This window comes from Martelella sp. NC20 (assembly GCF_013459645.1).
Classification (GTDB): domain Bacteria; phylum Pseudomonadota; class Alphaproteobacteria; order Rhizobiales; family Rhizobiaceae; genus Martelella.
On sequence record NZ_CP054863.1, the window covers coordinates 210,367 to 232,872 of the forward strand.

The 22,506-nt window shown below is 60.4% G+C and carries 21 protein-coding genes and 1 pseudogene; 8 read left to right on the forward strand and 14 right to left on the reverse strand.

Annotated elements, in window-relative coordinates:
* Window positions 1-130: 130 nt before the first annotated feature.
* Complete coding sequence (locus tag HQ843_RS28945; protein ID WP_009452622.1) at window positions 131-730, reverse strand: recombinase family protein; 600 nt, start codon at window positions 728-730, stop codon at window positions 131-133.
* 129 nt (window positions 731-859) lie between these two features.
* Here HQ843_RS28945 and HQ843_RS28950 point away from each other — a divergent pair, with 129 nt between their 5' ends.
* Both HQ843_RS28950 and HQ843_RS28955 read left to right on the forward strand, forming a co-directional pair.
* Window positions 860-3,823 (forward strand): Tn3 family transposase, encoded by a 2,964-nt coding sequence (locus HQ843_RS28950; RefSeq protein ID WP_009452621.1) that lies wholly within the window; start codon window positions 860-862, stop codon window positions 3,821-3,823.
* Window positions 3,824-4,022: 199 nt separating this feature from the next.
* Window positions 4,023-5,645, forward strand: coding sequence for a hypothetical protein (locus HQ843_RS28955; protein ID WP_180902502.1), 1,623 nt, complete (start codon window positions 4,023-4,025; stop codon window positions 5,643-5,645).
* 3 nt (window positions 5,646-5,648) lie between these two features.
* Here the strand turns inward: HQ843_RS28955 and HQ843_RS28960 are convergent, their stop codons facing one another.
* The 7 genes from HQ843_RS28960 to HQ843_RS28990 all read right to left on the reverse strand — a co-directional run bounded on the left by HQ843_RS28960 (window position 5,649) and on the right by HQ843_RS28990 (window position 12,415).
* Window positions 5,649-6,977: a hypothetical protein gene (locus tag HQ843_RS28960; RefSeq protein ID WP_180902501.1), complete on the reverse strand. Its 1,329-nt coding sequence runs from the start codon at window positions 6,975-6,977 to the stop codon at window positions 5,649-5,651.
* Window positions 6,967-8,172, reverse strand: coding sequence for an efflux RND transporter periplasmic adaptor subunit (locus HQ843_RS28965; protein ID WP_180902500.1), 1,206 nt, complete (start codon window positions 8,170-8,172; stop codon window positions 6,967-6,969). The genes HQ843_RS28960 and HQ843_RS28965 overlap by 11 nt, the downstream gene beginning before the upstream one ends.
* 33 nt (window positions 8,173-8,205) lie before the next feature.
* Window positions 8,206-9,393 carry an ABC transporter permease gene (locus HQ843_RS28970; RefSeq protein WP_180902499.1) on the reverse strand — a complete coding sequence of 396 codons (1,188 nt, stop codon included), beginning with the start codon at window positions 9,391-9,393 and terminating at the stop codon, window positions 8,206-8,208.
* On the reverse strand, window positions 9,377-10,060 hold the full coding sequence (locus tag HQ843_RS28975; RefSeq protein WP_180902498.1) for an ABC transporter ATP-binding protein: 684 nt from the start codon (window positions 10,058-10,060) through the stop codon (window positions 9,377-9,379). Before HQ843_RS28975 ends, HQ843_RS28970 begins: the two co-directional genes overlap by 17 nt.
* A 56-nt stretch (window positions 10,061-10,116) precedes the next feature.
* Window positions 10,117-10,479: a hypothetical protein gene (locus HQ843_RS28980; protein WP_180902497.1), complete on the reverse strand. Its 363-nt coding sequence runs from the start codon at window positions 10,477-10,479 to the stop codon at window positions 10,117-10,119.
* A 254-nt stretch (window positions 10,480-10,733) separates the two neighbouring features.
* The gene (gene scpB / locus HQ843_RS28985) at window positions 10,734-11,459 is read right to left on the reverse strand and encodes an SMC-Scp complex subunit ScpB (RefSeq protein ID WP_180902548.1); all 726 of its coding nucleotides are present in this window, start codon (window positions 11,457-11,459) and stop codon (window positions 10,734-10,736) included.
* Window positions 11,460-11,461: 2 nt separating this feature from the next.
* Window positions 11,462-12,415, reverse strand: a complete 954-nt coding sequence (locus HQ843_RS28990; protein ID WP_180902496.1) for a DUF1403 family protein — start codon at window positions 12,413-12,415, stop codon at window positions 11,462-11,464.
* A gap of 146 nt (window positions 12,416-12,561) precedes the next feature.
* On the opposite strand from HQ843_RS28990, the gene HQ843_RS28995 reads away from it, so the two are divergent.
* Window positions 12,562-13,641, forward strand: a complete 1,080-nt coding sequence (locus HQ843_RS28995) for a tyrosine-type recombinase/integrase (protein ID WP_180902495.1) — start codon at window positions 12,562-12,564, stop codon at window positions 13,639-13,641.
* A 25-nt stretch (window positions 13,642-13,666) separates the two neighbouring features.
* Here the strand turns inward: HQ843_RS28995 and HQ843_RS29000 are convergent, their stop codons facing one another.
* Both HQ843_RS29000 and HQ843_RS29005 read right to left on the reverse strand, forming a co-directional pair.
* Window positions 13,667-13,993 carry a helix-turn-helix domain-containing protein gene (locus tag HQ843_RS29000; RefSeq protein WP_180902494.1) on the reverse strand — a complete coding sequence of 109 codons (327 nt, stop codon included), beginning with the start codon at window positions 13,991-13,993 and terminating at the stop codon, window positions 13,667-13,669.
* On the reverse strand, window positions 13,986-14,351 hold the full coding sequence (locus HQ843_RS29005) for a type II toxin-antitoxin system RelE/ParE family toxin (RefSeq protein ID WP_180902493.1): 366 nt from the start codon (window positions 14,349-14,351) through the stop codon (window positions 13,986-13,988). Before HQ843_RS29005 ends, HQ843_RS29000 begins: the two co-directional genes overlap by 8 nt.
* A gap of 228 nt (window positions 14,352-14,579) precedes the next feature.
* Between HQ843_RS29005 and HQ843_RS29730 the strand changes: the two are divergent.
* Together HQ843_RS29730 and HQ843_RS29010 are read left to right on the forward strand one after the other, a co-directional pair.
* Window positions 14,580-14,773: pseudogene (locus HQ843_RS29730) on the forward strand (recombinase family protein); the annotation flags it as partial.
* Window positions 14,774-14,896: 123 nt separating this feature from the next.
* Complete coding sequence (locus HQ843_RS29010; RefSeq protein WP_371822224.1) at window positions 14,897-15,100, forward strand: hypothetical protein; 204 nt, start codon at window positions 14,897-14,899, stop codon at window positions 15,098-15,100.
* 69 nt (window positions 15,101-15,169) lie between these two features.
* Here HQ843_RS29010 and repC read toward each other — a convergent pair whose 3' ends face one another.
* From repC to repA, 3 genes are all read right to left on the reverse strand, one after another.
* Window positions 15,170-16,492 (reverse strand): plasmid replication protein RepC, encoded by a 1,323-nt coding sequence (gene repC, locus HQ843_RS29015; RefSeq protein WP_180903576.1) that lies wholly within the window; start codon window positions 16,490-16,492, stop codon window positions 15,170-15,172.
* A gap of 173 nt (window positions 16,493-16,665) precedes the next feature.
* The gene (repB, locus tag HQ843_RS29020; RefSeq protein WP_180902491.1) at window positions 16,666-17,685 is read right to left on the reverse strand and encodes a plasmid partitioning protein RepB; all 1,020 of its coding nucleotides are present in this window, start codon (window positions 17,683-17,685) and stop codon (window positions 16,666-16,668) included.
* A 136-nt stretch (window positions 17,686-17,821) separates the two neighbouring features.
* Complete coding sequence (gene repA, locus HQ843_RS29025) at window positions 17,822-19,060, reverse strand: plasmid partitioning protein RepA (RefSeq protein ID WP_180902490.1); 1,239 nt, start codon at window positions 19,058-19,060, stop codon at window positions 17,822-17,824.
* A 642-nt stretch (window positions 19,061-19,702) separates the two neighbouring features.
* On the opposite strand from repA, the gene HQ843_RS29030 reads away from it, so the two are divergent.
* The 3 genes from HQ843_RS29030 (at window position 19,703) to HQ843_RS29040 (ending at window position 21,299) form a co-directional block, all read left to right on the forward strand.
* Window positions 19,703-20,194 (forward strand): L,D-transpeptidase, encoded by a 492-nt coding sequence (locus HQ843_RS29030; RefSeq protein WP_246710493.1) that lies wholly within the window; start codon window positions 19,703-19,705, stop codon window positions 20,192-20,194.
* 126 nt (window positions 20,195-20,320) lie between these two features.
* Window positions 20,321-20,653 carry a hypothetical protein gene (locus HQ843_RS29035; protein WP_180902489.1) on the forward strand — a complete coding sequence of 111 codons (333 nt, stop codon included), beginning with the start codon at window positions 20,321-20,323 and terminating at the stop codon, window positions 20,651-20,653.
* 313 nt (window positions 20,654-20,966) lie between these two features.
* Window positions 20,967-21,299 carry a DUF736 domain-containing protein gene (locus HQ843_RS29040; protein WP_180902488.1) on the forward strand — a complete coding sequence of 111 codons (333 nt, stop codon included), beginning with the start codon at window positions 20,967-20,969 and terminating at the stop codon, window positions 21,297-21,299.
* 66 nt (window positions 21,300-21,365) lie between these two features.
* Here the strand turns inward: HQ843_RS29040 and HQ843_RS29045 are convergent, their stop codons facing one another.
* Window positions 21,366-22,286, reverse strand: a complete 921-nt coding sequence (locus HQ843_RS29045; protein WP_180902487.1) for a DUF2493 domain-containing protein — start codon at window positions 22,284-22,286, stop codon at window positions 21,366-21,368.
* Window positions 22,287-22,506: the final 220 nt, after the last annotated feature.

Here is a 22,506-nt window from a genome sequence, read left to right on the forward strand (position 1 = left end):
GCAGCTTTGCCGACGATCCATGTCTTGATCGACTGCAATTGGTAGGTCGTTCGACATCTTCCGCTTGGAAGGGTTGGCTGCTGAAAGCGGCCTTTCCGCTTTCCACCCCATGGAGGTCATCGGATCCAAGTCATGCCAAGGCCTCATGGGCTTCCCGCTGACGATATTCGGCAACGATTCTTGAGACGGTTGGCTCGCTCACGTCATAGAGCCGCGCCATCTCGGCGCCGGACTTGCGCCCCGCAACAACGGATTCGGCGATCTCACGCCGTTTCTTATCGTCAAGTTTGCGCCGCCGACCACCGAGCCGCCCTTCCAACCGCGCCTGCGCTAGCCCTGCGCTAGTCCGCTCGCGGATCATGGCGCGCTCGAACTCGGCGAATGAGCCGACCATCTGCATCATCATGCGGCCTGCCGGTGTCGTCGTGTCGATCGCTTCGGTCAGCGACCGGAAGCCGGCCCCCGCCGCTTCGATCTTTTCCATCAAGTGCAGCAGGTCTTTCAGGCTTCGCGAAAGCCGGTCGAGCTTCCAGACAACAACGACATCGCCATCCCGTAGCTGGCCGATCATCTCCTGGAGCCTCGGCCGGTCCCATCGCCCGCCGCTGGCGGATTCTTCGAAGACGCGTTTACAACCCGCTGCCGTCAGCGCGCGCAACTGTGCTGCGTTCGACTGGTCGTCCCCCTTCGACACGCGAGCATAGCCGATCAAATAAGGTGCGGTGCTCAATTCGATCCTTTCACAAACGGCCGTCTACGGAAGCAGGATGACCATGACCGCAAATCAAGGCTCAATGCCTTTCACAATCCTCTTGCAAAACTGTATCAAAAGGCAAGTGATTTTTGAAAGGGATAACCGATGCCAGCACGCATTTACATGACCGGCCCTCAGCGCGACGCTTTGTTGGCGCTGCCCGAAGACGAGACGACGGTCGTCCGCCATCACAGTCTGGACGTAAACGACCTAGCTGCCATCAACAGCGCCCGCACGCCTGAGACCCGGCTTGGCTATGCTTTGCAGCTTTGCTGTCTGCGTTATCCGGGGAGGCATCTCCGACGCGGCGAATTGCTGCCCGCTGTCATGCTCGACCATATCGCTGAGCAGATCGGGATCGATGCAGAAGTGATCGGCGGTTTCGCACGACGGACGCCCACACGCTACGATCAGCTTCTCGCGATCAAGGCGCGTTTCGGGTTCACCGACCTCACCAAGCCGATGCGCGCAACGCTTCGAGCGTGGCTGGAAGCCGAAGCTGTCGGCCTGACCAACGGACGCGTCTTGTTGGGCAACTTCCTCGACGAACTGCGCTTCCGTAAGATAGTCATTTCCGGAATCACCGTGGTCGAGCGCATGGCCGCCGAAGCGATGCACGCGGCCGAAAACCGGATCATCGCCGACATCGACAATCGTCTCGATCCGGCCACCCATAGCCGACTTGACGCGCTTATCGCCGAGAAAACGCACGATAGGCAAAGCCGATTTTCCTGGCTACGGGAACCCACCCCGCGCGTCGCCTCTGCCTCGCTCGTCGGTATTCTTGACAAGATCGCACTGGTTCGCGGCATCAGGACGCCCGCCATCGATAGACGATACGAACCCCGAATGGAGCAATTTGCGCGCGAAGGGGTCCGCTACACCGCGCAGGCATTCCAGCAGATGGGGTCGGCGCGGCGGCATGTTATTCTTGTGGCGACGCTGCGCGAGTTTGAGGCCACGCTGACTGACACAGCTATCGGTATGTTCGACTCGCTCATCGGGCGAGCGCATCTGCGTGCCCGCAAACGCCTTGAACAGACGGTTGCCGCTTCTGCCGACCAGGGCCGCGACCGATTAATCCGTGTCGCCGACGTGCTTGAGGCGGTCAGCAAAGCCGCACGCGCCGGCGGCGATATTGCAGCAGCGGTCGCAGCGGTCGCCTCGCTCGATACGATCGATGCCGACGCTGCTCTTCTCCGGCGAACCACGAGGCCGGGACGAGATAATGCCATCAGTGAAATCGGGCCAGAATATCGGACGTTCAAGCGGGCGGGGCCGCGCTTCCTGAAAGCGTTCACGTTCGAGGGTCGCAAGGGTACCGCGCCGCTCCGTGCAGCGATGGCGATCCTGGCCGAACTCGATGGCGACTGGCGCACGGCGCTCCCTGATGGCTTGCCGCTCGGGCATATCGAGCGGCGATGGCAGCGCTATGTCGTCACGGACGACAAGATCGACCGAACCCATTGGGAGCTGGCGACCTATTCCGCGTTGGCTGGAGCACTGGCGGCGGGCGACATCTGGGTGCCAACCTCCCGACTGCACCGCTCTCTGGAAACGCTGCTTTCACCGAGTACGGATCCGGTCCCGGCACAGGTCTCCGATATTCCTGATCCTCATGTGTGGCTCGATGCCCGCGCGGCCGAACTGGATACTGCGCTGCTCAAGGTATCAGGGGGGCTGACCAGCGGCGATCCCGCGCTGTTTTCCGGTGACCGACTGCGGTTTCCGAAAGAGCCGAAAACCGATCTTGCCGAACGCGACGATGGCAGACAGTTCGTCCGGACCTGCTACAATCTCGTGCCGACGACGCGCATCACCGATGTTTTGTCTCAGGTCGAACGTTGGACCGGTTTCACCAGCCATTTCGGTCATGTCTCGACCGGGTTGCCGCCCAGCGATGAACGATCCTTTCTCGCAGCTATGATTGCGGAAGCGACGAACCTCGGCCTGTCACGGATGGCTGAGGTCTGCGGCGTGGCATCGCGGCGCACGCTCCTGCGCATGCAGACGTGGCACATGCGTGAAGAGACGTTTCGCGCCGCGCTCGGCTGTCTGACCGACGCCATACAGGCCGAACCAATGGCGGCCTGGTTCGGTGAGGGCTGGCGCGCCTCTGCCGATGGGCAGGCTTATTATCTTGGTGGCGCCGGGGAGGCTGGCGGTCAGGTCAACGCGCATTACGGCCGCGACCCGATCGTCAAAATCTACACCACCATCACCGACCGCTACGCACCGCTCCATCAAACCGTGATCGCGGGCACTGCCGGCGAAGCGATCCATGCCCTCGACGGCATTCTCGGCCACGAAAGCAACGCCAACCTTTCCGCGCTGCACGTCGATGGCGGCGGCGTCTCCGATATCGTGTTTGCGGTCATGGACCTGCTCGGGCTTGATTTTGAGCCACGTATTCCGCGCCTCTCCGATCGCCGCCTCTATTCCTTCGAGCCGCCCAAGCGTTACGGACGCCTCGCGCCGCTGTTCGGGAACAGGCTCAACCGCGATCTGATCGTCAATCACTGGCCCGACATTCATCGCGTCATTAGGGCGATGCGCGACCGAACCATCACCCCATCGCTGATCCTGAAAAAGCTCTCAGCCTACCGGCAACAAAACAGCCTTGCCGCTGCCCTTCGCGAGGTCGGCCGTATCGAGCGCACACTCTTCACATTGCGATGGTTCAAGGATCCGGCGCTTCGCCAGCTTGTCACGGGTGAACTCAATAAGGGCGAAGCGCGAAACAGTCTGGCGCGCGCGGTTGCGTTCCACCGGCTCGGCCGCTTCCGGGATCGCGGTATCGAAAATCAGCAAATGCGAGCGGCAGCACTCAATCTCGTCACCGCCGCAATCATCCTGTTCAACTGCCGCTATCTCGACCGCGCCGTGAGTGAACTTGGAAGTCGCGGAGTGAAAATTGATCCCGCTCTACTCTCGCAGCTTTCACCTTTGGGCTGGGACCGGATCAACCTCACCGGCGATTATGTCTGGTCAGACGGCATTGAACTCGATGCCGACGGACTCATGCCCCTTCGAATCCCCGATAGCTACCGTGAATCTATGTCCCGATAATGCACAGAGGCCGGTTTGGCTTTGACCGCAGTGTCAATCGGCTTGGCTCCGGGAACACGACATACGATCATTTTTTTCAACGTTAATACGCCGATCGGCGTCGAACGCTCATGCCGAACTAAAGATTTTGCCGCAAAAATGCCGCATTTCGCAGTGTGCCCCTTGACCTCGCAGCCGGGTTTTCCCAAAAATCTGCGCCATGACCGCGTCTCGCGCAGCACTCCGTCGGCAGATCGCAAGACTTGCCGAAATCCCCCGGATCCTCAAACCGTCCGTGCTGCCGGCGCGGTGGGATGGGGATGCGCCGGAAATCCGTGACGCCCGTCGGCAGATCGCCATCCAGGATTTCTTCTACAAGACCCTGCCTCCATTCGATCTGCCGGTCTGCCTGCTTGATCGCGACGGCACGGTTATCCTGAGCTACGGAGAAGCCGGTGCGCTGCCGCGTCGTTTCGACCTACCGCCGGGCGACCAACAGGGCTTCGCCTTCAGGGAACACGAGAACCTACTACAGGCTGTCCTTTCGGTCGGGCACTACTGGCCACAAGCGCCGGAAGGGGCCGAGTGGCTTGCGCTTGAAATCGATCGCGCGTTCTTTGAAAGACATACGCCGCTCCATGTCGCGCCGCTGACCGCCAGCGAATATCAGTTGATCGCGCAGCTTCTGGCCGGTTACGAACTGAAGGATGCCGCCGAAAGGCTGGGCGCTTCCTACGGTACCAAGCGCAAGCAGTTGCAGGTCATCTTCCAGAAATTCGGCGTCACCAATCAGGCAGCGCTGGCCCGCTCGATCTCCGCAAGCCTGATGAGTTATTTCATCGCCACCTTTTCCGGCGCCCGGGATCATAGTTCGGAGCGCAAGCTTCTGGCCCGCCATTTCGCAGGCAAGGTGGCGGTGCATTCCGTTGCGCTTCAAAACGGCGCCGAACTGCCGATCTGGGAGTTCGGCGACCGAAGCGGCAAGCCATGTCTGTTTTTCCACGGCCTGTTGTCGCCAACGCTCTACTGCGAAGACAAGGTCGATATTTTGCGGCGCCATGGCCTGCGCTTTCTGGTGGCGCCCCGGTTTTTCATCGACGGAGTCGACCATTCGGATCCGTTGCGTTTTCTTGAGACCTATACCGAGGCGGTTGCCGAAATGGTGCACCACCTCATCGGCGGACCGGTGACATGCGTCGCGGTCAATTCCGGTGTCTCGTGGGCCACGCATTTCTCTGCCCGCCACCCGGGCCTTGTCGAGCGCCTGGTGATTGCCGGCGCGCCGTTTCCGCCATCGAAATCCGCGCCGGCATCGGAACGCAGCATGCAGGCAGCTTTGACGAGCGCCGTCCGCCAGCGACCGATCGTGATCGGCGCCATCGTCAAGGCCTATGCCGCGCTGGCGCGCTCCCCTTCCCTTGCTGCGCGCGCCTACCGTCACGCCTATCGCGAAAGCCCTGCCGATCTGGCAGTGATCGACCAATCCATTGAGGCCGGCTGGGCGCTGTCGTGGCTGCGGTTGATCGGCGAACGGTCATCGGCAAGCGTGGTCGCCGATCTCGCCGTCAATCAACGCGGCTGGGATCAGGATATCGGCGGGCTGGAGATGCCGATCACGTTTCTTCAGGGCGCCGACGACAAGATGTCGCCCCCCGCGCCAATTGCGGCTTTGGCCGAGACCAATCCGAATGCAGAGTGCAGGATCATACCCGAGGTCGGCCATCACCTCGCCGCCAGTCGTTTCGAATTGCTGGCCAGCACCCTTGCCGAAGTCTCCTCTTCCGAAAAGAAATCGGCGCAGACCGGCAGGGAAGCACTCGCCGCCGCGCCGCCGGTACGCTAACCCTCAGGCCGGGTTCTGAGCTTCCGGCAGCGGCGCGCACATCAGCGTTTGCCGGGCGCGCGCCATCTCGATTGCGAACAATGCCTCGGCACGCTCCAGCCGCGCCTTCGATAGCGCCGTCTCGGCGGCGCATTGCTCGGCATCGGGCGCTGCGGAAAGGGATGTCCGCGCCGTCGCAATGGCGGCATCGGCCGAGGCGAGCGCGCGACGGGCACCGGCGGTGTTCAGCACGGTTTCATTGTAGCGGTTCAGAAACTCACGGTGGTTTTCGCGCGCCGCCAGGATTGTCTCCAGCAGGCGGATGCGCGCGCGGTCGGTCAGCCGCAGGCTGTCGCCCTGATCGATCAGCGGCAGCACATAACCAACCAGGAACTGAAGGCTGAGACCGCCATCCTCGCTCATGAAGGTCGGGAGCGCAGCGGTCAGCTTGGTAAAGCGCGATTTTCTGGCGAGATCGAGCTGGGCGCCGGCAGCTTCGACCAGAAGATTTTCCAGCGCCTGGCTGCCGGAAGCCGAAAAACAGCTTTCGCCGTTCTCTGCAACAGACTTGGGCAGGCCCGCCAGCGCCGGCAGAACGGATCGCGATGCCGCCACAGGCTGGGCGCCCGCCTTCAGGCCGGCCAGCGCCATCACCTTGCTTTCCTCCGCCTCCATTGCCATGGCAATCGCGTCCGCCTCGCTCCGCACCGCGGCAATCCGCGCGTTCATCGCGTCAACCTCCGCCACCGAGACCGTGCCGAGTTTCTGTTCGGCGCGCATCGATTTCGCCTGACAGGAAAGCGCATCCGCCTCCAGCAGCGTGTGTCGGCGCTTGAAATCCATCTCGCTCAACGAAGCATAGGCGGCAAGCAAAGCCCCCAGCGCATTGCGGTAGGAAAGCTGATACTGGACCGGAATGAGCTCTTCGGCGATTGCGATATTGCGGCTGTCGAGCCCGAGCAGCGCATAGGCGATATCCCAGTTGACGCCGAGCACGACATTGGCGTTGTCGGTAACCCCGTTGCGCCGGTCATAGGTGACGAAGTCGCGCGCTTCCACCGAAATGCGTGGAAACCGGCGCGAGCGGGTTTCGTCTAGCGCCAGTTCCGCTTCGGCGCGCTTCAGCCGCGCCTTCATCACATCATGGCCGCGCCGATCGGCAGAGGCTACGAGCTCGACCGGGCCAAGGGGACCTTCGGACGCGGACAGAGGCGACGGGGCATCAATCTGGCGCTGGAGCGCATCGATATCAGCGCTTGTCTGCTTCAGCGCGGGCGAGGCGCAGGCGGCGAGAACGAGCGGGAGAGCCAGCGCCGCCAGTCGTCGGAGCGGTAGAAGGCGGCTATTCGACAACGATATCACCGCTTTTCAGTCCGGCGAGGACGCGGACATAACCATCCGCCACCTCGCCGAGTTCAAGTTCGACAAGGCCGGTCTTGCCGTCTTCAAGCTTCATCGCATAGGCGCGGCCAGACTGAAACCGGAGCGCGCTTGCCGGTATCGCAGCCGATGGGGTCGCGACGGGCCGGCTGAAGTTGCACAGCGCCTGACTGTGCAACATTGTCTCATCGCCTTCAAAAACAATGGCGACGTCATAGGCGTAGCGACCCCGCTTCTGCTCGATGGGGTCATCGACCAGCCGTTTCGAAACGATCTCGGCTCTGACGGGCTCCCGCCCATCTTCGAAACCGACGCTCACCGACGCGTCCTCTACGACGCGCATGTCGCTGTCGCCGAAGCGAACAACCGCGCCGTAGCGGCCGGGCGTGACCAGCGAAGCGATCGGCGTGCCGCGGCGCAACTCGCCGCCGCCTGCTTCGGCAAGGTGCGGATCGCGCCAGATCACCACGCCGTTTTCGGGCGCCGCCAGAGCGCTGCGGTCCTTCTCGCGCCCGATATCTTCAAGCCGTGCCTCCCCGACAGACAGATCATGCTCCATCTGGCCGATATCGAGCGCGATCTGGGCGCGGTCGAGGGTGCGCTGATGGGAAAGCCGGGCATGCTCGGCATCCGCCTCCTCCAGTCGCAGCCGGGTTTCTTCCAGCCGCTGCGGCGCAATCTGGCCACTCGCCTCCAGCCTCTCCATCTCCTTGAGTTTCGCGCGAAGCCGGGCGCGGCTGCTCTCCTGCGTTTCGCGCTCGATCTGCCAGATCGCCTCGCTTTCGGTGCGATAGGGACCGGATTTGAAGGCAATCCGTGAACGCAGGCTTTCAATGTCTGCCGCCAGGCGCCGCTCCTCGCTTTCGAGCTTGTCGATCGCGTAACGAGCAATGATATCGCCCTTCTTCACCGCAGCGCCGTCTGCGACAAGCAGTTCCAGCAAACCATCGGCCGGAGCCGAGAGCGCGCGCGGCGCGCCATATTCGATATGGCATTGCCGCACGACACGCTCTGTGAAGGGGCGGTCGGCAATACGCAATTCCGTCCGGTTCGGCGCCTGATCAGCCACCTGTTCCCGCGGCCAGACGCCGCCCTGCACCGCCCACGCAGCAGCGCCGACGCCCATCACGACGCCAAAGGCCATAATGGAGGTTCTAACCAGCGACATGATGCCCCCTCTCCATGCAGCGCTCCGCCGTCATCAGCTTTCCCTCAGCACGGTTGCCGGATCGGTGCGCGCGGCGTTCAGCGCCGGCACGATGCCGGCGAGAAGCGTGACCACGAAAAAACCGGCAGCGGCACGAGCAATCGGCCCGATGGCAATACCCGAACCGGTGATACTGCCCGCTACGAAATAGCGGCTGAGTGGCTGCTGCAAGACCTCCGCAAGAATCATACCGCCCACGATACCGACGATCAGCGCGAGCGCGGCGATCAGGGCCGTCTCCTGCACGATTTCAACAACTATTCTCCCCCGCGTCGCGCCCAGCGTGCGACGGATGGCGATTTCACGCCGGCGCTCCGTCACCGAAAACGACATCAGCGCCGCAATCGACACGCCGCCGATCATCAGGATGATCGCGCTCAGCCCCACCGATATGGCGAGTGCGATGAATTTCAGTTCGCGCGCCTGTTCGATGATCGGCGCGCTCGACCAGAAGGTCAGCCGCGACACATCGAACGCGAGCGACAACAGCCCTTTCAGGCGCGGCTCCGGGAGGCTTTCCGCAGGCCCGGTCACGAGAAAGTTGAAATTGCCGGCATCGACGCCTTCGAAGGAATCTTCTCCTTGAGGGATCAGCAGCGATCGCGAGAGTTCGGCAAAAGGGGGACGAACCGGCGCATCGAAGAAGCCTGCCACCTGGCAGGCCTTGCCCTCCACCCAAACGATCGAGGCGCCGTCGAGGCTTTCGGCCAGCGCACGCCCTACCAGACAGCTATCCTGCATCAAATCGCCGATTTCCGTGCCCGGCGGCAGATCCGTGGTCAGTCCGGACTGCCGGGCGAAGCCGTCACCGACGGCATAGGCCTTGGCGAGTTGCGCAGTGCCGCCGCTTTCCAAAGTCACCGGAAAGGCCCGAAAGGGCGTCACGGAAAATCCGCTGGGCAACAGCCCGGCGATCATATCCGGACCGAGCAGAGCGAGCGCATCGGGATCGAATACGCCGCCGGTCAGTATGCCGACTTCGTAATTGGCGCCGCTGATCACGAAGGTTTCGGCCGCCCCGAGTTCCAGCAACGTGTCGAAGTGGCGCAGCGCATTGCCGGAAAGCGCGTAATTGGCAATGGTGCCAGCAAGCGTCATCGACAGCGTGACCACCGCGAAGAACAGCCGCGCGAGGCCAAAGGCCCTGAGCCGGGCGAGGATCGGTTCAAACGGCAACAGCATGACACTGCCCGCCCGATAATTTCAGCACACGCTCGAACCTCCGCGCATGATCGAGATTGTGAGTGACCATCACCAGCCCGCACCCCACGCGGCAGTTCTGCAGGAGGAGGTCAAGGACGTTTCGACCGGTCTCCTCGTCGAGATTACCCGTCGGCTCGTCGGAGAGAATGAGCGCCGGACGCGTCACCAGCGCTCTTGCCAGCGCCACGCGCTGTTTCTCGCCGCCCGAAAGGCGGCTTGCGCGCGAGCGGGCGCGCTGAGCAAGACCAACCCTTTCGAGCTCCTCTTCGGCGCGCCGCAGCGCCGCCCCCCTCGAAACGCCTTGGTATCTGAGTGGCATCGCCACATTTTCTACCGCGCTGATATGATCGATCAGGTTGAAGCCCTGAAATACGAAGCCGATTTGCTGACGCCGGAACCGGGTCTTGCGGGCATCAGAAATCGCCGCGACATCGACGCCGGAGATCGCCACGCTGCCCTCGTCCGGCGTGGACAGCGTGCCTAGAACTTCCAGCAGCGACGATTTGCCCGAACCGGACGCACCGATGATGCAAAGACGCTCGCCGACGTTGAGCGTCAGGTCGACCTTCTTCAGTATCTCGATGCGCTCGCCCGCGGAAACAACGGTTTTGCCGACCCCGCGGACATCGAGCAGACGTTCTGTCATGGCCGCAACCGCCCAGAAACATCCGGGCCGCCCGGAAGCAACCCGGATTAGAGGACCTAGTAATCCGCCTTGCAGCCGAAAGTGGAGTACATTTCATTCGCCAGGTCCGCCGTCTGCTCATAGGCCTCCCAGTAAGGCTCTGCTCCGGACGTGCCGTACTGCTGCACGGCGAGTTTGTATTCGCCATAATAGCTGCGCGCGGCGTCGCAGTGGGAGGCCACCTGAATGTTTACGGGAGCGCCGCTGGTCGTGGTGCACGAACTCGGGCACTGCAGGATCGACGATTTCGGCGTGCCGCCGCCGGAGGAAGAGCCGCCGGTGTCGTAGTCAGAATCCGAAAGAGAATCGAAGGACGAGTCGGAACAGGCCGCCAGAAAAACGATCGGGACCAGGCAAAGAGCTGTCTTGAAGTTCGGCATCTAGAAATTCTTCCCTCATGATTGCGAAGCCTGCCGCTTCGCAAATGTCATATGCATCACCCCTCGCGATGCTGGAGGAAAGGTTTACAGACGGCCCGGAAACCGAGCGCCCCCCATTTGGGGGGTGTGGGCGAGAAATGACTGATTTTTGTCAGGTTTCGGCATCGCCGGAAACGCGGCCTCGCGGCAGGCGTTCCCTCAGGCTGGATGCTGCTGCACGCTCAAGGCATTTCCCGAGCCCGGCGGCAACAGCCTCACTCCTCCTCGCCCTCGCCCACGGCCGCCATCGCCTCCTCTTGGACTGCAGCTCTGCTGAGTAGGCCGGCATCCTCGAGCGCCTCGATATCGGGTAGGTCGCGGAGCGCTTCGATGCCGAACGCGGAGAGGAAGTGCTTCGTCGTGACATAGGTATACGGCGCGCCGGGGGTGGGGCTGCGGGGGCCGGAGGCGATGAGGGTGGCGTTTCGGAGCGAGCCGATGGTGTCGCGGCTGACCTCCTTGCCGAAGATTTTTGACAGTTCGGCGCGGGTGATGGGCTGGAAATAGCCGACGGCCATCAGCACCATGGATTCGAACTCGGAAAGTGCCGACACACCGCCCCGGGTTGGCGCGGCCGAGGCGCGGATGGCGTCGGCATAGGCCGGGCGAGTGCGGTGCTGCCAGCCGCCGGCGACCGGGACGATCTCGTAGGGTCGGCCGGCGAGTTCTTCGCGGAGATCATCGATCAGGAGGTCGATGCTGCAGTCCTTGCCGACGACGCGGGAAAGCGTCTCGCGGGTGACCGGCTCGGCGGCGGCGAAGATCACCGCCTCGACGCGCAGCATCCATTCGCGCCAGCGCAGATCGGGCGGCAAGGCCTCAAGCTCCCGATCAAAGAGGCGTGCGCCTCCCGCCTTTTCGTCTGCGGCATGCTCCCCATTATGTTCGGCTTCAGCTTTCGCTTTCCGACGGTTTGTTTTTGCAGCAGGGGATTCGGTCATGGTCACAGTCCGTAAATCCGGAAGGAGGGACGGCCCGACAATTCGCGCACGGCGCCGAAACTTTCGAGCCGTTCGAACAGGCGGGAGGCAGCCCAACGCGAAAGGTTGCTGCCGGGCGCACTCGCCGGGATAGCGTCCTCGTCCAGCAGTTTCTGGATGACAGGCGCCGCGCCCTTGGTCCGCACCTTCGGCGCCACGGCCACCAGAACATCCGCCCGACGCGCGATCGCGTCTGCTGTCCGCAATGCGGCCCCGGCTCCATCAGCAAGTGCGAGGCAGACAGCACGGGCGAACGCCGGTTCACCCGGCCGCACACGCCCCCTGCCCCCGATGGTCCGAAACGCAGGGCCGTAACGCTCCGCTATCATCAAAGGTACGGGCCGGTTCCACTTCAACAGGGTTGCGATCAGCATGTCGGCCATCGCCCAGGCCAAAGGTTCGGCATCCGGTCGGACGGCGAGGATTGCGGTCACAAGGTCGGCGACCACGAAGGGAACGGCGCGTCCAGACTGGAGCGCGGTTTCCGCCAGCTCCGGGATCGACGCGAGAACATCATTCCAGGCGATCCCCATGAGGTCGGCAAGTTCTTCGACCTGTTTCACAGAAAAACCGGGTTTTCGGGCGACGAGCCTTTTGTAGGCCAGAAACATCTTTCCGGCGGGGCCTGGATCGTCGCCGGCGGCGGTGAGCAGGACGGCGTCGCGCAGCGCCGCCTCGTCCTCGTTGCGACCGGTCAGACGGACGGCGGCGGCGGCGCATTTCAGGGCCTGCCGTTCGCGCCAGCAGCCGGCCCAGGCGGGTTCGGAGCGAACGAGATCATCAAGGGATTTCAGCGCGATACCGGCCGAGAAGGCGGCATCGGCATCGGTCAGATCGGGCCCGCGAAGCCGAGCCCAGCCCGGCAGGGATGCGATGGGCGTGGCGGTTCTGGCGTGTGGTGTGTCGTACGAATCCATGGCGCCAACGCTAACCGAAACGAGCAGTTAATACCAGAGTAATCGACATAAACCGCACAGCTTGTCTTTGTCGTATTATGATTGCTAATCTTGCATTATCGTTCATAACGCTCATTATAGAGAAAAACCCCAATCTGAGGCCCTCAATGCCCGAAAACGACGCCGATCCGCACGCCAGCCCGTCTCTCGGCACGAGCGCCGCTTATGAATTGCAGCCGACCGGGACGTCGGGCGCGCTTTCGGGCCATCTCGCGCCGCTGGTCGAACGCGCCCGCGGTTACGTCGACGCCGCAAGCGCGGCCAATACGCGGCGCGCCTATGCCGCCGACTGGGAACATTTTTCGAACTGGTGCCGGCGCAAGGGGCTTGCGCCCCTGCCCCCCGATGCGCAGACGGTCGGGCTCTACATTACGGCGCTCGCCTCCGGGGAAGCGGCGCCACGGGCAAAGCCGAGCGCGGTCTCCACCATCGAGCGGCGGCTGTCGGCGATCTCGTGGAACTATGCGCAGCGCGGCCTCGCGCTCGATCGCCGCGACCGCCACATCGCCACGGTGCTTGCCGGCATCCGCAATCGCCATGCCGCACCCCCGCGCCAGAAGGAGGCGATCCTGCCCGAGGAGCTGATCGCGATGGTCGAAACGCTCGACCGGGGAACGCTCCGCGGCCTGCGCGATCGCGCCATGCTGCTGATGGGGTTTGCCGGCGGGTTGCGCCGCTCGGAAATCGTCGCGCTCGATTGCGGCCGCGACCAGAGCGAGGATGGAAACGGCTGGATCGACATCCTCGACAAGGGGATGCTGGTGACGCTGCGCGGCAAGACCGGCTGGCGCGAGGTCGAGATCGGCCGCGGCTCCTCGGATCTCACCTGCCCGGTCGCCGCGGTCGAAACCTGGCTGAAGCTCGGCAGGATCGGCCACGGCCCCTTGTTCCGCCGCGTCACCGGCAAGGGCAAGGCTGTCGGCCCGGAACGGCTGAAGGATCAGGAGGTTGCCCGTCTCGTCAAGAAAGCCGTGCTCGCATCCGGCATTCGCGGCGATCTGCCCGAGGCCGAACGCGTCAGGCTGTTCTCCGGTCATTCGCTGCGCGCCGGCCTCGCCTCCTCGGCCGAGGTCGACGAGCGTTATGTCCAGAAACAACTCGGTCATGCCTCCGCCGAGATGACAAGGCGCTATCAGCGCAGGCGCGACCGATTCAGGGTCAACCTCACCAAGGCGGCGGGGCTTTAGCAGCCCCTCCCCTGCCGTGGCTCTCTCAGAGCTTTGGGCCGTGTCGGGAGCGCTCCGTAATGCTCGACAGATCAACTTTCTTGCCCGCGACTTCCGCGACGATCTTCAACGTGCCGCCAAGGGATTCGACATAATCGCGAAGCGTCGACAGTTTCATGTCGGCCCGCTTCTCCAGTCTCGAAACATTGTTCTGCTTGAAACCAGTCCCGGCAGACACATCCTCCTGCGTCCGTCCGGCAAGTACGCGCAGTTCCCGCAGATTGTAGGCCGTAACAAGCTCGCCGGCACGCTTTTCAATAGCGCCTCGTTCTTCTTCAGGAAGCGTCTGCATCAGCTTATCGAGATCATCCATGTTTCTTCTCCAACTCGCTCAAATGCTCATCGTACCGTTTGTCCGCCAGATCGATCAGGCGCTTGTAAAAGAGTTTCTGGCTCACACCGCTCTTTGCACCGCCGCAGAGGACTATAGCCTTTCGCTCCGGATCGAAGGCAAAGGCGAACCGCCATTGCACCTTCAACACCTTGACGCGCAGTTCCTTCATGTTCGCGTGTTTGGAGCCTTCGAGTGTGTCGACCTCAGGCCGTCCCAGTCGAAATCCCTTTTCGCGAAGCAGCACCAGATGCGCGAGCAATTCGACCCGAACATCTGCTGGAAGATCTGTGATCTCGCCTTTGAAGCGGTCATGAAACGCGACCTTCCATTTCGTCATTTAATATCCTGAATGATATAGATACTTTGGGATATATAGTCCATCTCTTTCCTCAAGGCAACAGTAACGCTTCCTCGGGGGATACCAGCAAATGATCAGTTATCCGTGTCTTCCATATTTGGAAAGCCGACTCTCAATGAACTCTCAGGCGCTGTCACATGGCCACTGACACGCACAATCGCTCTTCCCGTCGTTCACAGGAACGCCTTATCGGTTATGCCCGCGTCTCCACGGCCGCCCGAAGACCGGCATATGACGCTTGTCGTCGGGATCCATTCTTCGAACCCCGCGCTCACATTGCGTGAAATCGCCGGCCAATTCAAACGCCTTCATGAACGTACCACCCGCGGCGGCACGAAATGGGGCCGTCATCGGTCAAGAACCTGCTCGACCGGGCAAGGCGAATTGGTTTGCTCGACGCGAAAATAATCGCCCAAACGAAGAATGACTGCAAAACGCGAACGCTGTACACATCTGTGCGACCCGCCCGCAACCAAAATACAGCAAGCAAACCGTAGATTCGAGAGCGAACACCCATGGAGACCATGACCATCAACAATCGGGACGATTTCGCCCAATGGGCAATCGAGCGAACAAAATCGATCCTGACCGACCAGGGATCTGCTCTCGCCACTGCGGCACGCTCCGGTGATGACACCTGCACAGGCGAAGCAGCGGATGCACTTGGCCAGGCGATCATCGATGCGCTGCTCGACGCATTCGACGGTCTGTTCGACCGGGCATCATAGAACGAGGCCGAACGTTCGATATCAATGGTTCCCACCGTTGCGTGACTGAACATAGGCTTGCCTTTCAAATCATCTCCGAGGCTTCTTCAGTGAGCGGGCGAGAGCGGGCGAGACGGAAAGACCATCATCGCGATCGTTCTCCCCTCTCCCATCGTCATCGGGTTTTGGCGACGGCATGGCATTCCCGGCCTCGATCCTTGCCCTCAACAGCGCCATGACCATCGGCCAGACGGAGAACTGGCCATCCCTCGCCCGTTCCGTCAGGTTGCGCAGATAGCCGCCGGGGCTGACGACGGCCTCGCCGCGCTGGTAGATCGCTGCCAACGTGATCGCGGCCTGTTTGTCGCCCATGACCTCCGCCGCCTCCCGCCAGGCGCTCGGGCTGACGCCCAGCATTGGCCGGGCGATCTCGGCGATGCCCAGGAAGTCCCGCCAGTTACGGATCGATCCTCCCTTTGCCAGATCCCGAAAGCCCTCGCAGGCATCCAGCACCAGTGCCAGCGGCAATTCCCGCTTCGGCAGGCTGTGCAGATTGTCGGTTTGGTCGGCGCTGCCGCTCGCTTCTGATTTATTTCCTAAGCCATATTCAGATTCATATTGGGATTCTGGGTTTGAATTCTGTTTGTGGCGCTCAGCATGAGACTCATTGGCGTTCTTTTTTTGTGAATTTACATGAAATTCCAATGTCTCACGCACTTCCTCATGCAGCAAGGCCAGGGCATCGCAAATATCTTCGGCGATCGCCAGGTCGGGAAGGCGCGGAAGCCGGTCAATGATCTCTCGATAAATGCGGGTCATCTTCGCCCAGTCGCCCGGAACGCCTTCATCGAGTCCGGTTTCGATCATCTTGACGATGTCACGGCGCAGCAATGTCAGCCGTTCGCGGGCGCATTTCAGCGCCAGACGCTCCTCGGCGATCCGCGCGGCCATCGCCTCGAACTCGGCCGCCCGGGCGACAAGCGGCGACAGGTCGAAGCCATAGGCCTGCTCGACCTGCCCTCCCCTGCCCTTCCTGGCGAAGCGCTTGCCGTTCGGACTGTCGCGGCGGATGATCAACCCGCACTCGACCAGGACCGCAAGATGACGGCGCAGCGTTGCCGGCGAAATGCCGTTGGCGCGCGCGATCAACTGCTCGTTGGAGGGCCAGACCACGAAGCCGGTCTCCTCCGCAAGCTCGTTCTCCGGATAGAAGGTCAAAAGCGCATTCAGGATCGCAAGCCCGCGATCGCTCGCCCCCAGCGCTTCCCGCGCTTCCCGCACAGTATGAAACAGTTTCCACTTGTTGAGCCGCGCCCCCTTCGGGGCTTCCCGCGCCACTTTCTGGCTTGAAAGCATCGCGAGCGACATCGGCCGCCGCCCAAAGGGCGTCGTGGTTGCAGTATGTGTTTGCATCTTTGTTCACCTGTTGCCAGGCAATAGAAATCGGATCGCCGAATCGACGCTCGTCGCCCAAAAGAGCTTGACTGAGATTCCAGGAAGTGCGATTCTCTAGCTACCACACGTAGAGAAGGCTTCCGGAAGTGATTTCGGGGCCTTTTTCTTTGCCGTTTTCTCTCTGACCGCGGCTAGCGGCCCGTTGTTCGGTCCTTTTCCTCCTTTTGCCTAGCTTCAAACTCTCGATACAGTTCATCCAGTTTAGCCGAAACGAACTGCGCAAATGCGGGAACGATCTTGTCTTCGAAGATCAGCGTCGTTTTAGCCTTGTCCGTCTGGATGCGCGCGCCGCGCTTACCAGATGGCGTTTTCCATTGCTCGACACGGCTTCCCTTCGGCCGCGCGTTTCTCACGTCCAAGGCCTTTAGTATAAGCTGAAACCGTGCGTCGCTACCGGCTGAAGCAAAGCCCTCTGCCTCAAGAATACGCTCAAGCCGATCGCCATCCTCTTCCTTTTCCAGAGCGTCAACCAGCTTCATCCAGCGTGCCCGTCCAGCTTTGGGCGCCGGCCCGATCCGCCCGACGAGCCTCTCGGGCACCCGCCGAGCGATAGCTATATATCTGCTCACATCCGATTTGTCCGAGCAAAGCGCAGCTACGATTGTCGCGCGGTCACATCCGGAATCTTCGAGATTCTTCGCAAAGAAAGCCTTTTCGATAAAGGACAGGTCCTCGCGATCTAGGTTTTCACGCCCCTGAGCCACAAAAAGCTCTTGGTCGTTGAGGCTCCGGACGATAGCACGAACCGGTCTGCCCAACGCCTGCGCCGCGCGCAATCGACGACGACCATAGGCGATCTGAAAGCGCCCGCGGCCTGCCGGGCTGGGACGGACGAGAATTGGAACCTGCTGCCCATTATCTGATATCGACTTCACAAGCTCATCGAATGCGGGGTCAACATCAATCGGAATTCGATCCGCGATCGGCGAGCGCTCAATTGCCTCTGGGTCGAGTTCAACGACGACATCACCCTTTTCCAGCTGTTCCTGAAGACGACTTGCGAGCTTTGCGCCATCGGTCATTTGTTTGAGCGATGTGCCCATAGCGGAAATGGCGCCCGTTCTTACCCGTTCACCAGCCTTCTCGCTTTCGCCGGCGGTCGAAGTCGGCTTCTGCAGATAGAGCGAGTTGATCGCGTCCTTGCGGCTCATGAGAAACGCTCCTGGAGATGATCGTGGGGGCGTAGGCGATGTCCATGTTGGGAGCTCCCAACACGACGATCATAAGCGGTAGCCATATTGTTGGGAGCTCCCAACAAATCGACAGGGGAGGAGGGCAGAGAGACAGTCATGTGCGCCCCCAAGCCAATTTCATCAAGTCCTCGATCTCGCCATTCACCATTGTCAATGACTCCATTGCGCGATCGTAGGTCGATCTCGTAAGGTTGCCCGGACCGATTTCGTAAAGGGTTTGCTTAGTCAGGCCTGCGTCCGAGATCGCCGCCGATTTCACCATGGGACTGGTCAGGACATGATCGTCGAATAGATTGCGGAGCAGCGCGACCACTTTTGTTTGGGGCGCATCCTGAGGTTCATAACGGGTGAGCAGATAGCGCACGAAATCAAACTTCAGCGTTCCCCCCGCATCACGCACGACGCCTAAGAGATCGCGCGTCATCAGTAAGAACTGACTCATCGACGATACATCCAGCATTTGCGGATGCACCGTCACAATCATGGAGGTTGCCGCGCACAGGCCGGCAAGGGTCAAGAAACCAAGCTGGGGAGGGCAGTCGATCACCACGACATCGTAGTCGTCCGCCACTTCGTCAATTGCACTTGCCACACGCGCGAAAAAGATCGCGCCGGCATCCGACGCACTGCCGTCTGCCAAGACCTTCGGCGTGGTATGCTCGAACTCCATTAGTTCCAAGTTACCGGGGACAAGGTCGAGGCCGTCAAAATATGTATGACGGATCACATCGCGCAGGGGACGACGACCGTCATCATATCGGATTGCTGCGTAAAGCGTCTCGTTGTGGCCCACATGCAGTTCGGGCAGCACACCGAGCAGGGCGGAAAGACTTGCTTGCGGATCGAGATCGATTGCCAATACTCGATAACCCGCCAATGCTAGGTATTGGGCGAGATGTGCCGATGTCGTGGTCTTTCCAGACCCGCCCTTAAAATTCGTCACGGCAAGCACCTGCAAGTGCTCACCCTCTCGACGGTGCGGAACAAAGTCGATTGCTTCGCGACCGCGTGCATTAGCTGCAAAGATTGCTCGAATTTCGTTGATGTCGGAAAGGGAGTAGAAGCGCCGGCCATTGCTCGCGGTTTCAGGTAACGGGCCATCGCCAGCGAGAGTCATCTTCCGAAGCGTAGAGTCAGAAACGCCGATGAGCTTGGCAGCCTCTCCAGACGTGAAACGACGCAGAGCCTTACTGGCGGTTGGCGGAAACAGAGTTTCGCTGATACTCTGAAGCTGCGATCCTAAGAGTTCAGCATGCGCGCCGATGACATCATCAACGTTTGGTAGTCGCGCTCTGTCGATCTGCGCCGAAGCGTTCACGTTAATCTCTCCCATCACGTTTTTTCCGCAGAAATGCCGAATATCCGTGATGATACCTGCGAAGCGTGTACGAGCAAGGCGATTTTAGTTAACAAAACCTTAACAGGCTCCCATCCTTCGCCATCGGCAATCGCCGGAATAGCTATTAAACGCCTATTTATCAGGGCTTTATCATCATGCCTTCGTTAGTTCCAATGCGAAACGGCTTGTTTTAATTTTCGACTTGGCATGCACTTATATCAGGGTGAAGACCGCTAACTTGATGCTTTTTCAGACTGGTTTGCGCGAAATCGGCCTTCTTCCGCCGAATCGCCATTCGAAAAAGTGCCGCCCAAAAGACCTTCGCGCTGCGGGAAAGGAGTTTGAGGGGAGGGACATTAGAGGTTTCCCTCATATCGTCCGGCCGGCCACAATGGCCGAGCAGAAGTGTGGTCTACCCCACCTCATAACCAGGACCGTCGAAGGCGAAGCTTTCATACTTCTCGCCGCCGATGATACGGCCATCAGGTTCATGCAGGATAAAACAATGGCCGTCCTTTTTTCACAATGAAGCCGATACAGCTGGAAATGCCGAAACCAATTCAGATTACGAGAGCACTAGCGTCCCTATTCATAGTCTTCCTTCTTCTCGGCTGCGTCGCATCTCCTTCGACGGAAGTGACTAAAGATGCCGGCCAGCAGAAAAGGGGCGGCGGTCCATCGCTAATTAGCTTCAGGACAACAGAGCCCTCCGGAACAATCATCGTAGAGCCGGATGACCACAAGCTCTATCTCGTCCAGGAGGCCAACACGGCGCTGGCCTATAACGTCGCAGTCGGCCGAGAAGGCCATGACTTTTCGGGAAAGGCTGTCATTGGAAGGAAAGCCGAATGGCCGACCTGGGCTCCAACAAACTCCATGATCCGCGACCGTCCAAAGGTGAACACACCCCTAGCCACGGGCCTCTCCGGCAGCGAGGTGAATCCGCTCGGCGCGCGTGCCCTATACCTCTATAAGGATGGCGCCGACACGCTCTATCGCATTCACGGCACGAATGATCCGTCTTCGATTGGAAAGTCAGTGTCGAGTGGCTGCATCCGCCTGCTCAACAGCGATGTCATTGATTTATATGACCGTGTCGGCATCGGCGCGCACGTCGTCGTCCGTTAGGAATTAGACAAAAGTCTTAGTGAAAACTGTTATGGAATGGTCAAGATTTATTGACACTCCGCAATTTGACCGGTTGATTAAAAGATGTAGTACACCCCTGCAATGCATCGAATACGGGAAGACATCATGCCTCAAGCACGCAATTTTCTTCGCTTTACAAATGAAGCTGGCCTTGAGGGTGAAATTCATCATAACGGTACCCTCTATCATATTATTGGTGAACCTTCAGGACCGTATAGCTTCCATATGTTCGGATACTCACCGCGCGGCCGAAAGGTCCCGATCGGCGGCATCGGAAAGCGTTTCGACGCCAACGGGAATGAATATCTGCATCTAAGTGTGTCACTGCCAGATGGCACGTTCGAAGCAAACTTCACCGAAGATCCGCGAACGGTCGCATTCCTGCCTCTTTCTCCTCAAAACATCGCGACGTCGACTGATAAGGCGACTGCGGGCTAAATCAGCGCGCGCAAATTGCTTCCAGCAATGAGGTCGCGACCAATTGGACGCGGCTTTGTCTCGAAGTCCGCCGCCATCTTTTCCCTTCGCGGTCAATGACCAAGCATCTGCAAGGCCGATGACATCTGTTTAGCCGGGCCTCGGCTTCGCCCACGGCCGCGCCACCCCAACAGATTTGTCGTGACAGTGACGGAAAAGCCGTCGGGCGTTCAGCGCCCCTCCTTTGCCCACGGGAAACTTGGTTTCCCGGGGAAGGACTGGGCGCCTTGCCCACGGCGGACCGTTGAAAACTGATGCAATCGACGGAGCAAGAATGAAGGATCCTGAACGCTTGAACTATGTCCGGTTCAACGAAAGCGGCGAAACATTTGAAGGCAATATCGCATCGCTGGAATTCGATGAAGATATTCGAGGGGTGAAGCTCGAAAGCAGCAATATCGGTGCACCCGCCTACCGCGTTTACGGGAAGACCCAGAAAGACCAGGAGGTCGAAATCGGCGCTGTCTGGCGGCGCAAGAATGATCAGGGGCAGGAATACCTTCAGATGTCCGTTCACATGCGAGGCCGCACCGTGCGTGCAAACCTTGGCAAATATCCGGGCGAAACCGATGATAGTTTGATGTCCGTGATCTTCTTGCGAGATTGAATGCCCTGATCAATAGGGGCCAGCGCTTCTGCGTTTGCCCTTTTGCTTCATGCGATGAAGGTCGACCTAAAAGCCGACCTTCATAAGCGGGATGCCTGCCTTGCGTGCCTTGTCGGCCAGGTTTTGGTTGATGCCATTACCGGGCGTAACGATCATACCCTTAGGCATCATTTCGACAATCTTGTCGTTGCGTTTGAACGGAGCCGCCTTGTTGCGATGTGCGCTCCAGTCCGGCTTGCAGACAACTTGCGTCACCTTGCGAAGTCCTGCCCATTTGGCGGCGATCAGTTCGGCACCCTTGGGCGAGCCGCCGTGGATCAGAACCATATCCGGGTACTTTTTGTACGTTTGGTCGAGAACGTGGAAGATGGCTTCGTGGTCCTGATAATCGGCGCCGCCCGTGAACGCGATCTTGGTGCCGGTCGGGCAATAGATTTCCTTTTCTTCGTGGCGCTTTCTGGCGAGGTAATCGCGACTGTCGATAACCGCTGCGGTAAGCCCATTATACGAGGTTTTCGAACCGGTGCGCGGGAGCCATTCACAGCCGACACTCGAACGGTAATGGTCTGCGGCCAGATCTCGCATTGCCTCGAAGGCATTGCGTATTTCAGTCAGCGTATCTCCTGCGGCAGCCTTCCTTTCCAATTCGACGCTGCTGATCTCGCTGCCATCCTGCGCGGCAAGCAAGGTTCGCTGTTCGGTTTCATTGTCATCAAGCTTCTTCTGCGTTTGGGTCAGACGACGATGGAACACATTGGCGACGGCCCACAGCACCTCGGACAGTTCGTCCTCGAGCCGGGTGTTTGTAAACATGGTTTCAAGGCTTTCGAAGATGCCGGCGACGCCGATCTCAACAGTCTCTGCATCAGGAAGAGGGCGGTAGTCGTGCTCATCGCCGCTCGGGCGGTAGCCAAAGAGGGCGATTTCATCGAGGAGGCGCGCGGTCGGGCTCTGCGGCTGCTGAACTTCGGTTGTGTAGGCGTTCATTGGTTCGTCCTCTCGTTTTCCTTGCGGTTTGTATGGGGCGATAACGGAACCGAAAGGGCAGGGCTGACACCCGTAGGGCCGAGCGCAAGCGCTGGACCCCAACCGAAAAGAAAAGGGGAGGGTCCGCCGAGGGTGGAAACCGCTTTTGTTGAGAGGGCGGGGTTGTCCTTTGTCCTGCCAGACCGCCTTTGCGGTCGGCTTTCGGTTCATCGCCAAAGCC

Bases quoted from the DNA above. Each gene is read 5' to 3' on its own strand.
- HQ843_RS28950 (WP_009452621.1), top strand. From the start codon at position 860: ATGCCAGCACGCATTTACATGACCGGCCCTCAGCGCGACGCTTTGTTG.
- HQ843_RS28955 (WP_180902502.1), top strand. From the start codon at position 4,023: ATGACCGCGTCTCGCGCAGCACTCCGTCGGCAGATCGCAAGACTTGCC.
- HQ843_RS28965 (WP_180902500.1), bottom strand. From the start codon at position 8,172: ATGTCGCTGGTTAGAACCTCCATTATGGCCTTTGGCGTCGTGATGGGC.
- HQ843_RS28970 (WP_180902499.1), bottom strand. From the start codon at position 9,393: ATGCTGTTGCCGTTTGAACCGATCCTCGCCCGGCTCAGGGCCTTTGGC.
- HQ843_RS28975 (WP_180902498.1), bottom strand. From the start codon at position 10,060: ATGACAGAACGTCTGCTCGATGTCCGCGGGGTCGGCAAAACCGTTGTT.
- HQ843_RS28980 (WP_180902497.1), bottom strand. From the start codon at position 10,479: ATGCCGAACTTCAAGACAGCTCTTTGCCTGGTCCCGATCGTTTTTCTG.
- scpB (WP_180902548.1), bottom strand. From the start codon at position 11,459: ATGACCGAATCCCCTGCTGCAAAAACAAACCGTCGGAAAGCGAAAGCT.
- HQ843_RS28990 (WP_180902496.1), bottom strand. From the start codon at position 12,415: ATGGATTCGTACGACACACCACACGCCAGAACCGCCACGCCCATCGCA.
- HQ843_RS28995 (WP_180902495.1), top strand. From the start codon at position 12,562: ATGCCCGAAAACGACGCCGATCCGCACGCCAGCCCGTCTCTCGGCACG.
- HQ843_RS29000 (WP_180902494.1), bottom strand. From the start codon at position 13,993: ATGGATGATCTCGATAAGCTGATGCAGACGCTTCCTGAAGAAGAACGA.
- HQ843_RS29005 (WP_180902493.1), bottom strand. From the start codon at position 14,351: ATGACGAAATGGAAGGTCGCGTTTCATGACCGCTTCAAAGGCGAGATC.
- HQ843_RS29010 (WP_371822224.1), top strand. From the start codon at position 14,897: ATGACCATCAACAATCGGGACGATTTCGCCCAATGGGCAATCGAGCGA.
- repC (WP_180903576.1), bottom strand. From the start codon at position 16,492: ATGCAAACACATACTGCAACCACGACGCCCTTTGGGCGGCGGCCGATG.
- repB (WP_180902491.1), bottom strand. From the start codon at position 17,685: ATGAGCCGCAAGGACGCGATCAACTCGCTCTATCTGCAGAAGCCGACT.
- repA (WP_180902490.1), bottom strand. From the start codon at position 19,060: ATGGGAGAGATTAACGTGAACGCTTCGGCGCAGATCGACAGAGCGCGA.
- HQ843_RS29035 (WP_180902489.1), top strand. From the start codon at position 20,321: ATGCCTCAAGCACGCAATTTTCTTCGCTTTACAAATGAAGCTGGCCTT.
- HQ843_RS29040 (WP_180902488.1), top strand. From the start codon at position 20,967: ATGAAGGATCCTGAACGCTTGAACTATGTCCGGTTCAACGAAAGCGGC.
- HQ843_RS29045 (WP_180902487.1), bottom strand. From the start codon at position 22,286: ATGAACGCCTACACAACCGAAGTTCAGCAGCCGCAGAGCCCGACCGCG.